This window comes from Shewanella cutis, from assembly GCF_022410515.1.
Classification (GTDB): domain Bacteria; phylum Pseudomonadota; class Gammaproteobacteria; order Enterobacterales; family Shewanellaceae; genus Shewanella; species Shewanella cutis.
The window spans coordinates 14,651-24,933 of record NZ_JACSDI010000021.1 but is presented as its reverse complement, the minus strand read 5'-3'; the positions used below and the strand labels follow the sequence as shown (position 1 = coordinate 24,933).

The 10,283-nt window shown below is 48.5% G+C and carries 10 protein-coding genes; 7 read left to right on the top strand and 3 right to left on the bottom strand.

Translation table 11 applies throughout. The annotated features are described in order from the left end of the window. Positions 1 to 20 precede the first annotated feature (20 nt). Positions 21 to 356 (top strand): TapY2 family type IVa secretion system protein, encoded by a 336-nt coding sequence (locus H9J30_RS18585; protein WP_240132368.1) that lies wholly within the window; start codon positions 21 to 23, stop codon positions 354 to 356. A 129-nt stretch (positions 357 to 485) separates the two neighbouring features. On the opposite strand, the gene H9J30_RS18580 is transcribed toward H9J30_RS18585, so the two are convergent. Then, entirely contained in the window at positions 486 to 1,139 is a 654-nt protein-coding gene (locus H9J30_RS18580; RefSeq protein WP_240132367.1) for a DsbA family protein, read from the bottom strand. A 96-nt stretch (positions 1,140 to 1,235) separates the two neighbouring features. After that, entirely contained in the window at positions 1,236 to 2,135 is a 900-nt protein-coding gene (locus H9J30_RS18575) for an MBL fold metallo-hydrolase (RefSeq protein WP_240132366.1), read from the bottom strand. A 190-nt stretch (positions 2,136 to 2,325) separates the two neighbouring features. On the opposite strand from H9J30_RS18575, the gene H9J30_RS18570 reads away from it, so the two are divergent. After that, the gene (locus tag H9J30_RS18570) at positions 2,326 to 3,249 is read left to right on the top strand and encodes a LysR family transcriptional regulator (RefSeq protein ID WP_240132365.1); all 924 of its coding nucleotides are present in this window, start codon (positions 2,326 to 2,328) and stop codon (positions 3,247 to 3,249) included. A gap of 117 nt (positions 3,250 to 3,366) precedes the next feature. On the opposite strand, the gene ettA is transcribed toward H9J30_RS18570, so the two are convergent. Continuing rightward, a complete protein-coding gene (gene ettA, locus H9J30_RS18565) occupies positions 3,367 to 5,034 on the bottom strand; it encodes an energy-dependent translational throttle protein EttA (RefSeq protein WP_240132364.1) in 1,668 nt (555 codons plus the stop codon). A gap of 190 nt (positions 5,035 to 5,224) precedes the next feature. Here ettA and glyA point away from each other — a divergent pair, with 190 nt between their 5' ends. The 5 genes from glyA (at position 5,225) to ribBA (ending at position 10,208) form a co-directional block, all read left to right on the top strand. Further along, positions 5,225 to 6,478: a serine hydroxymethyltransferase gene (gene glyA, locus H9J30_RS18560; RefSeq protein WP_240132363.1), complete on the top strand. Its 1,254-nt coding sequence runs from the start codon at positions 5,225 to 5,227 to the stop codon at positions 6,476 to 6,478. Positions 6,479 to 6,690: 212 nt separating this feature from the next. Beyond that, positions 6,691 to 7,140, top strand: a complete 450-nt coding sequence (gene nrdR / locus H9J30_RS18555; RefSeq protein WP_240132362.1) for a transcriptional regulator NrdR — start codon at positions 6,691 to 6,693, stop codon at positions 7,138 to 7,140. A gap of 87 nt (positions 7,141 to 7,227) precedes the next feature. Further along, on the top strand, positions 7,228 to 8,373 hold the full coding sequence (gene ribD / locus H9J30_RS18550; RefSeq protein WP_240132361.1) for a bifunctional diaminohydroxyphosphoribosylaminopyrimidine deaminase/5-amino-6-(5-phosphoribosylamino)uracil reductase RibD: 1,146 nt from the start codon (positions 7,228 to 7,230) through the stop codon (positions 8,371 to 8,373). A 7-nt stretch (positions 8,374 to 8,380) separates the two neighbouring features. Beyond that, a complete protein-coding gene (locus tag H9J30_RS18545) occupies positions 8,381 to 9,037 on the top strand; it encodes a riboflavin synthase (RefSeq protein ID WP_011716201.1) in 657 nt (218 codons plus the stop codon). Positions 9,038 to 9,104: 67 nt separating this feature from the next. Next, positions 9,105 to 10,208 (top strand): bifunctional 3,4-dihydroxy-2-butanone-4-phosphate synthase/GTP cyclohydrolase II, encoded by a 1,104-nt coding sequence (ribBA, locus tag H9J30_RS18540; RefSeq protein ID WP_240132360.1) that lies wholly within the window; start codon positions 9,105 to 9,107, stop codon positions 10,206 to 10,208. Positions 10,209 to 10,283: the final 75 nt, after the last annotated feature.

Genomic DNA, 10,283 nt, shown 5'->3' with positions numbered 1-10,283 from the left:
CACAGAGCTAACGAGTTGAGATGAGTGATAACCTTATGATGAAGTACGCTGCCCTTGGTTTGTTGCTGGTATTGGGACTCCAATGGTCAGCGATGGCGGCAGAAAATGAGAAGCGACAGGATTACAAATGCTATTTAGAAACTAATCAAGGATTTAAGCTGATGCGTTTCTCGTGGTTTGAATCTAAGGTCAATCAGTATCTGCTTTCTTTACCAGGGACAGAATTACCCCGTTTACCTCGAGATAAGTCGATTCCACTCTACGCCAAAGCGGTACTTGAGTGTGTGAAAAACACCGAGAGTTTTACTCTTGAAGAGGCTAAGTTGGCTGAACTTGCCCCAGAAAATCAAGGCTAATAGATTGGCTAAGCCTTTAAAAAAGACTTAGCTAATCGCTTTATGCTCGGGACGAAGGTATTACGCCTTAGGTAGTCAACTCCCTAAGACGCATACTTTTAATCACTAACTTGATAAGAAAGCTACCGATTAGGATAGCTGTTCATTCAAATACTCAAGCCAAGTTGAAGGTTGGCCGTAAAAGCGGCTGTGGTTGAGCAGTTTTAAATTGCCTTCGCTGGTTTCTAACGCTACCGTCGGAAACCCTTGGGCGCCGAGCTGATTCATTAACGCCCGAGTTTCCAATATATGTTGATAGAATGCGTCTTCATTTTTAGCGTATTCTTGGGCAAAGTCGGCACCGTTTAGCGCTAATTCTTCTGCTAAAAGATGCAAATTGCCTTCATCACTCGCACATTTGCCATCGCGATAATGGGCGAGTTGTACCGAATGTAAGTAGGCTAACGCATTGCCCCCTAAGCTGGAGACCGCGAGCATTGCTCTGATGGGGTGTGATGAATCTAATACGATACTCGTGTCACGCAATAGGCCTTCGTAGTAGTTTTCACCAAAGGGTTGACCCGTTAGCGCGGCAATCCGTTGGTCATGGGGCATCACATAATCGCGCCATTGGTTATCAATCTGTTTGCGCCTTGGCCCTGTGAGCATGCCGCCCGCGTGGAGTTTGATGGTAAATCCGGCAGCGGCTGCAGCATCAAACAGCGGTGCGGCCGCGTAACACCAACCGCACAGAGGATCGATAATGGCATGTAAAACGGCCTTGGGATTTTCTGTGGTATTCATTTATGTGCTTCCTACAAAACTATCTTGTGCTGTGACTCGCGAGTTAATGCATAACCTTTGAATGAGTGGGGCAGGATTAGCCATGCCCCAATTTGGTTACATTGGCCAGCGCATTTCTCCCATGATGACTTTGGCACTGATCTCAAGCCCTGCATCTAAAGGAATTTGTGGGTAGAGCGTGAGCATCTTGGCGATTAAGTCCGCAGAATCTTTTGCTGTTTTGGCTGCCTTTTCAAAGGCATTAATATAATCGCGAGTAAAGGCGATGGCGCGCTTATCAAATCTGGCATCACCGAGATAATGTCCAGGGATAACCTCTTTGGGGGATAATGCTTCCATCTTTTCTAAATGGGTTAACCAAGCTTTACGCGACTCTACACTTTGAGTATCTGCCATCCAAACATGTGTGTTATCAAACACTTCAACGCCACCAGTGATGGTTTTAGCCGACGGTACCCACAGGAAGGTATGCTTAGGGTGAGCATCCTCTAGCCCTTCAATCAGCACTTGTTCACCGTCGATACTAAAGCGATTGGTGGTGACCACCTTTGGCAGTACTAATTGGCTCGGGGCGTTGTCCTTTAAAATCGGTCCCCAGTAGGCCAGTTTGCCCTCCATCGAGGCTTTAATATCATCGACCGTAGTTTGAGTGGCGACGATTTCGACCTCGGGGAAGTTTTGTTTTATTACATCCAACCCAAAGTAAAAATCCGGATCGCTATGGCTGATATACACCAAGGTCAGCTTTTTACCGCTGGCTTTAATGGTATCCACTAAGGTTTGGGCATCATTCTTTTGAAATTGAGCATCGACCAGCATCATTTCATGTTCGCCGCTGATAAAGCTTGAAGACACCGCAAAAATACTGTTTTCGCCCGGATTAAAATGGCTCACTTGCAAAGGTGCTGCCTGAGCAGTAGCCATTCCCGCTACCAGCATGGTTGCGGCTAACTGGGGTTTCAAAGAGGTTAATTTTAGAGCATTCAATAGTGTCATTTCTGTTCTCACTTATTCATTCAAATAGGATTCGGTGATTTGCACTGCTGCAAAAGTGAGCTTAGTTTAGGTTGCAAAAAAACTTAGATAAACACGACAAATTGCGCTTGTTTGTTGCATAATTCGGGTGAATACACGTTTAAAACCGATTATTTAGTGCAACGCAATCAACACAAGGGGCGGATAAACCATGGATAGACTCGAAGCGGCAAAGGTATTTGTGACTATCGTTGAGCGGGGCAGCATGATTGGCGCCGCCGAAGCGTTGGATATGTCTCGCTCTATGGTGACCCGCTATTTAAGTGAGATGGAAGAATGGTCCGGCGCACGCTTACTGCACCGCTCCACAAGACGTTTGAGTCTAACCAGTGCGGGCGAACAAGTGCTCGATTATTGCCAGCGTTTACTTGAATTAGCGCAGGAAGTCCCCGCGGTCAGCCATGCCCAAAGCGCCCAACCTCGAGGCTTATTGCGGATTAGCTGTTCGCAATTTATGGCGCATCTCATTCTTCCTTCGGTTGTGCGCCCCTATTTAGCCCAATACCCGCAGGCGAGTGTGAACTTTCATGTAACGAGTCAAACCGTTGATTTAGTCGCTGAGCGCATCGATCTTGCTATTCGTATCACCAACGAACTCGATCCTTCACTTATCGCTAGGCGCTTAGGGGAATGCGGATCCGTTGTATGCGCCTCGCCACGTTACCTTGCCACTCATTCGGCTGTCACACATCCCGAGGATTTAACCCGGCATAATTGCCTGACCTATTCCTACTTTGGCGATGTGATGTGGCGTTTTACTCAAATTAATCATCCTGATGGTATCGAGGCGGGACAGCTTTTTAATATTCCCGTAAGAGGTAATTTAAGTGCCAATGATTCTATGGTGGTGTTAAACGCTACTTTGGCGGGGGAGGGGATTGCCATGCAGCCCCTGTGGGCGGCGAAGCCCTATCTCGACACTGGCGAATTAGTGCCATTGTTGCGGGAGTTTCAACCTCAAACCTTGGGCGTACACGGTGTATATCAATCCCGTAAACATATGCAGCCGGCATTAAGAGTCATGATGGATATGTTGGTCGCCTATTTTGCCAGCATGAAAATAGTGTCAGCCTGAAAAATAGTGCCAGCCTGAATATAGTGGAAAATCCACACCCTAAATTCAATGCAATAAAAAAGGAGCTTAACTCTTTCGAGTTAAGCTCCTCAGATGCAGACTTTCTAGATTCTCGATCTATTTCGTCATGCGCTTGTATTTTAGGCGGTGCGGCTCAACCACATCGGCGCCATAGGTGTTCTTCAGCCACGCCGAGTATTCGGTGTAGTTACCTTCGTAGAAGTTCACTTGGCCTTCGTCGCGATAATCCAGAATGTGGGTCGCGATACGGTCTAAGAACCAACGGTCGTGCGAGATCACCATAGCGCAACCTGGGAATTCGAGAATCGCTTCTTCCAGTGCGCGCAGGGTTTCAACGTCTAAGTCGTTGGTGGGTTCGTCCAGGAGCAGAACGTTACCGCCAGCCTGCAACAGTTTAGCTAAGTGAACACGGTTGCGCTCACCGCCCGATAGAGTACCGATAATCTTTTGCTGATCCGCCCCACGGAAGTTGAAGCGGCCCACATAGGCGCGGCTTGGAATTTCCATGTTGTTGATGCGCATGATGTCTTGACCACCAGAGATTTCTTGCCAAATGGTGTTCTTGTCATTCATTGAGTCGCGGAACTGTTCAACCGACGCCAGTTGCACGGTTTCACCTAACTCGATGGTGCCGCTATCCGGTTGCTCGCTACCAGACAACATGCGGAACAAGGTCGATTTACCTGCACCGTTAGCACCGATAATACCGACGATAGCGCCTTTAGGTACAGAGAAGGACAGGTTGTCGATAAGGACGCGGTCGCCATAGGATTTGGTTAAGTTCTTAACCTCAATCACTTTGTCACCTAAACGTGGTCCGGGTGGAATAAACAGCTCGTTAGTTTCGTTACGTTTTTGGTAATCGTTAGTGTTCAGTTCTTCAAAGCGCGCCATACGGGCCTTGCCCTTAGACTGACGGCCTTTGGCCCCTTGGCGAACCCACTCTAATTCTTTCGCAATGGTCTTTTGGCGCGCGCTTTCAGCGGCAGATTCCTGCTTCAAGCGTGCATCTTTTTGCTCAAGCCATGAAGAGTAGTTACCTTCCCATGGGATACCCTCACCACGGTCAAGTTCTAAAATCCAGCCCGCAGCATTATCGAGGAAGTAACGGTCGTGGGTAATTGCCACAACAGTGCCTGAGTATTCCTGCAGGAAGTGTTCGAGCCATGCAACTGATTCAGCGTCCAAGTGGTTGGTCGGCTCGTCGAGCAGCAGCATTTCTGGTTTTTCTAGCAGCAGACGGCAAATCGCCACACGGCGGCGCTCACCACCCGATAGCACTTCGATTTTTTCATCCCAATCGGGCAGACGCAGCGCGTTAGCTGCGCGCTCAAGGATGTTATCTAGATTGTGGGCGTCCTGCGCTTGAATAATCGCTTCAAGTTCACCTTGCTCTTTGGCAAGCGCGTCAAAGTCCGCATCGGGCTCTGCATAGGCGGCATAAACTTCATCTAAGCGTTTGAGGGCATTTTTCGCCTCAGAAACTGCTTCTTCAATCGCTTCACGCACGGTTTGATTCGGGTCGAGCTTAGGTTCCTGTGGTAGGTAACCAATCTTCAGCCCTGGCATTGGGCGTGCTTCACCCTCAATCTCAGTATCAATACCGGCCATAATGCGCAGTAGGGTTGATTTACCTGAGCCGTTAAGACCTAACACACCGATCTTAGCGCCGGGGAAAAAGCTTAAGGAAATGTCTTTAAGGATCTGCTTCTTAGGCGGAACAACCTTGCCCACCCGCAACATGCTGTAAACAAACTGAGCCATTTTTCTGCATCTATAAGTGACTAATGATGCGGCTAATTCTACTCGATTGCGCGCCGAACTCAACTCGGCATTGAGGCGCATTCAAGCTAAAACTGTAGGATTTTCATGTTTCAGAGACTGGGATTGTCGGTTCGTTACGAGTAGAATACCGCGCAACCCTACCTATAAGAATTGGCTGCTGGAGTAAGCAATGCTGAAAAAAGATATGAATATCGCAGATTATGATCCGGAACTGTTCAACGCAATTCAGAGCGAAACTCTGCGTCAAGAAGAGCATATTGAGCTGATTGCTTCTGAAAACTACACCAGTCCCCGCGTGATGCAAGCGCAAGGTTCACAATTAACCAACAAGTACGCCGAAGGTTATCCTGGCAAGCGTTACTATGGTGGTTGTGAGTATGTGGACGTAGTTGAAACCTTAGCGATTGAGCGTGCTAAAGAACTGTTTGGCGCGACCTACGCAAACGTACAACCTCACTCCGGTTCTCAAGCAAACAGCGCCGTTTACATGGCATTGTTAAAACCAGGCGATACCGTTTTAGGGATGAACTTAGCCCACGGTGGTCACTTGACCCACGGTTCACCTGTAAACTTCTCCGGTAAACTGTACAACATCATTCCTTACGGTATCGATGAGTCCGGCAAGATCGACTACGACGAAATGGAACGTCTGGCCGTAGAACATAAGCCTAAGATGATGATCGGTGGTTTCTCTGCTTACTCAGGCATCGTTGACTGGGCAAGAATGCGCGAAATCGCAGACAAAATCGGTGCTTATTTATTTGTCGACATGGCACACGTTGCGGGTCTTATCGCCGCTGGTGTGTATCCAAACCCAGTGCCACACGCTCACGTTGTGACCTCAACCACTCACAAAACCTTAGCGGGTCCTCGTGGTGGTATCATTCTGTCCGCTGCCGATGATGAAGAGTTATACAAGAAGCTGAACTCTGCAGTATTCCCAGGTGGTCAAGGCGGTCCTTTGATGCACGTTATCGCGGGTAAAGCGGTCGCCTTCAAAGAAGCTTTAGAGCCAGAGTTTAAAGCTTACCAACAACAAGTGGTTAAGAACGCTAAAGCCATGGTTGAAGTGTTCTTAGAACGCGGTTACAAAATCGTTTCAGGCGGTACTGACAACCACTTAATGCTGGTGGACTTAATTGGTCGCGACTTAACCGGTAAAGAAGCCGATGCCGCGTTAGGTAGCGCCAACATCACAGTAAACAAAAACTCTGTGCCAAACGATCCACGCTCTCCATTCGTGACCTCTGGTGTACGTATCGGTACGCCTGCGATCACTCGCCGTGGTTTTAAAGAAGCCGAAGCGAAAGCGTTAACCGGTTGGATTTGTGACATCCTCGACGATGCCCACAATCCAGCAGTCATCGAGCGCGTTAAAGGCCAAGTATTGGCACTGTGCGCTCGTTTCCCTGTTTACGGTTAATTCGTTAACGTATCCGAATATATCGGCTTAGCTCACAACTGCTTAGGTCGTTAAGCTTAGGTGGTTAACCTTAGCCGATAAATAGGATAAAATCCCATGGCCGCGTTAAGCGGCCATTTTTATTGCTAAAATCGTAGACTTAAATCAAACGAGTTAATCTTAGATAGCATCGTAAAGCCAAAGGCTATACCCCATTCACGGCAGGAGGCTCAATGCATTGTCCATTTTGCAGCGCGACAGATACTAAAGTGATCGATTCCCGATTAGTGGCGGAAGGCCATCAAGTGCGTCGCCGTCGAGAATGCACTGAATGCCACGAACGATTCACCACCTTCGAAGGTGCCGAGTTGGTGATGCCTCGGGTGATTAAACGTGATGGTACGCGCCAACCCTTCGATGAAGAAAAACTGCAAGCGGGCATGTTGCGTGCGGTCGAAAAGCGCCCCGTGTCCATGGATGAAATCGAGCAGGCCTTAAGTAAAATTAAGTCGACACTGCGGGCTACTGGCGAGCGTGAAGTGCCATCCGAGATGATAGGTAACTTGATGATGGAACAATTAATGAACCTAGATAAAGTCGCCTATATTCGTTTCGCCTCGGTTTATCGCGCCTTTGAAGATGTCTCCGAATTTGGTGAGGCGATTGCGAAACTGCAAAAGTAACGTGGGTTATCTTAGGTTCGTGCTTAGGTTAGTGCCTCGTTTTGCGCCGCATTCGGGCACGCTTCCTCAAGATTTCATAGGGTTTATATGAATTGGTCAGAACTCGATAACCAGATGATGAGCCGAGCCATACAACTGGCTCGCAAAGGATTTTTTACCACTCGCCCCAATCCCAGTGTGGGCTGCGTTATCGTAAAAGATAATCAGATTGTAGGTGAAGGTTATCATCAAAAAGCTGGCGAGCCACACGCCGAGGTGCATGCACTGCGCATGGCTGGCGAGCTTGCTCGTGGCGCGACTGCGTATGTCACCTTAGAACCTTGTAGCCATTATGGCCGTACGCCGCCGTGTGCCTTAGCGCTGATCAATATTGGCGTAAAACGAGTCGTGGTGGCGGTTGAAGATCCTAATCCGCAGGTCGGTGGTCGCGGTATTCAAATGCTGCGCGATGCGGGCATTCAAGTGGATGTCGGCTTACATCGCGATGAGGCCTATGCTTTAAATCTTGGTTTTATGAAGCGCATGGAGTCGGGCCTACCTTGGGTGACGGTAAAGCTTGCCGCGAGTCTCGATGGTAAAACCGCATTATCCAACGGTGTCTCTAAGTGGATTACAGGCCCCGAAGCTCGCCGCGATGTGCAGCGCTTACGTTTGCGCGCCTGCGCACTGGTCACTGGGATTGAAACCGTACTGGCCGATGATCCATCCCTCAATGTGCGCTACTCAGAGCTTGGCAGTCTTAACTCACTATTGAGTGAGGCGCAAATTTTACAACCGCTACGGGTGATTTTAGACAGTCGCTGCCGCATGCTGATTAAGGCAGCCTTGCTTGCGATTGAATCGCCGATTTTATTAGTCTCAACTGAGCCATACTCGCCAGCCTTTATGGCGCAGTTGCCGTCCCATGTGACTTGTCTTCAATTACCGGCGATTGATGGTCGCATCTCGCTGCCCACACTCTTAAGCTATTTAGGCAAAAGCTGTAATCAGGTGCTTATCGAAGCGGGCGCGACCTTAGCAGGTGCCTTTATCGGCGCGGGATTAGCCGATGAGTTAGTACTGTATCAAGCGATGAAAATTCTTGGCGCACAAGGACGTAATCTACTCGAATTACCCGATTATCAAATGATGGCCGATATTCCGACCCTCAAACTGGTCGATGAGCGTAAAGTGGGCGCGGATACGCGTTTTACCTTGCGGCTCGAGTCCAATCCATCTTTAGCAAATAAGTGAGTTAACCATGTTTACTGGGATTATTGAGGCCGTTGGCACGCTGCGAAAGCTTGAACGTAAGGGCGATGATATTCGTTTAACGGTCGCCAGTGGCAAACTGGATTTAAGCGATGTGCGTTTAGGCGACAGTATCGCCACCAACGGTGTATGTTTGACTGTGGTGCAACAATTAGCCGATGGCTATGTGGCGGATGTGTCGGCTGAAACTGTCAGTCTCACAGGTTTTGCAAACTATAAAGTGGGTACTAAGGTCAATCTTGAAAAAGCGGTTACCCCGACAACTCGCCTTGGCGGACACATGGTGAGTGGTCATGTGGATGGGATTGCTACTGTTGAGCAGCGTCTTGCTCGTGGTCAAGCAATCGAATTTTGGTTAGCGGCTCCCACGGAGCTTGCTCGCTATATTGCCCATAAAGGTTCTATCACGATTGATGGTGTGAGCCTGACGGTAAACGAAGTCGATGGACACCGTTTTCGATTAACGATTGTGCCCCATACCGCAGGTGAAACCACGCTGGTGGATTTAAAAGCCGGCGATAAGGTGAATATTGAAGTGGACTTAATCGCCCGCTATTTAGAGCGTTTAATGCGCTTTGATACTAAAGAAACCCAAGGCGGTGGGGTGACCATGGAAATGTTAGCCCGTGCTGGCTTTGTGCGTTAGGGCACTGGCACTTAGCTCACTTAGGTATAGAATTTCATAACAACAGTAAAATCATAAAGGTCCTACAATGGCGCTGCACAGTATAGAAGAGATCATCGAGGATATTCGTCAAGGCAAAATGGTTATTTTGATGGATGACGAAGATAGAGAAAACGAAGGCGACCTGATCATGGCGGCCGAAATGGTGACGCCAGAAGCGATTAACTTTATGGCGAAATACGGCCGCGGGTTAATCTGCCAAACCATGACCAAGGCCCGTTGCCAGCAGTTAAATCTGCCCTTGATGGTGACTAATAACAATGCGCAGTTTTCGACTAACTTTACGGTATCGATTGAAGCGGCAAAAGGCGTAACCACAGGGATTTCGGCTCACGATCGCGCGGTGACGGTGAAAGCGGCCGTAGCAAAAGATGCTAAAGCGTCGGATTTAGTTCAACCTGGGCATATCTTCCCATTAATGGCGCAGGACGGCGGCGTATTAACCCGCGCTGGTCACACTGAAGCAGGCTGTGATTTAGCCCGTTTAGCGGGGCTTGAACCATCAGGGGTGATTGTTGAGATCCTCAATGAAGACGGCACTATGGCCCGTCGCCCAGATTTAGAGATTTTCTCTGAATTACATGGGATTAAAATCGGCACTATTGCGGCCCTGATTGAATACCGTAACACCAAAGAAACGACCGTTGTGCGTGAAGCCAAATGCAAACTGCCAACCCGTTTTGGTGAGTTCGATATGGTGACCTTTAGGGATACTATCGACAATCAATTACACTTTGCCTTAGTGAAAGGCGAGGTGAAGCCTGACTGTTTAGTGCGGGTACATTTACAGAATACGTTTAACGATCTACTTCACTCTGAACGTGATCAGCAACGTAGCTGGCCGCTGGAAAAAGCCATGGCGCGGATTTCTGCCGAAGGTGGTGTGTTAGTATTGCTTGGCAATCAAGAACATTCCGGTGAAATTCTCGCTAAAGTCAAAGCCTTTGAAGCGGAAGATCAAGGTCAAACGCCTGTATCGGCTAAATGGCAAGGTACGTCGCGCCGCGTCGGTGTGGGTTCACAAATTCTGGCCAGTTTAGGCGTGACAAAAATGCGACTCTTAAGCTCGCCCAAACGTTATCACTCACTTTCAGGCTTTGGCCTTGAAGTGACCGAATACGTAGCTGAGTAACAGGTTAAGCTGGTAATAGGTTGCACTAAGGTAAAATTAACCATTTCTATCATTTGCATAAGGCTGTGGGCAATT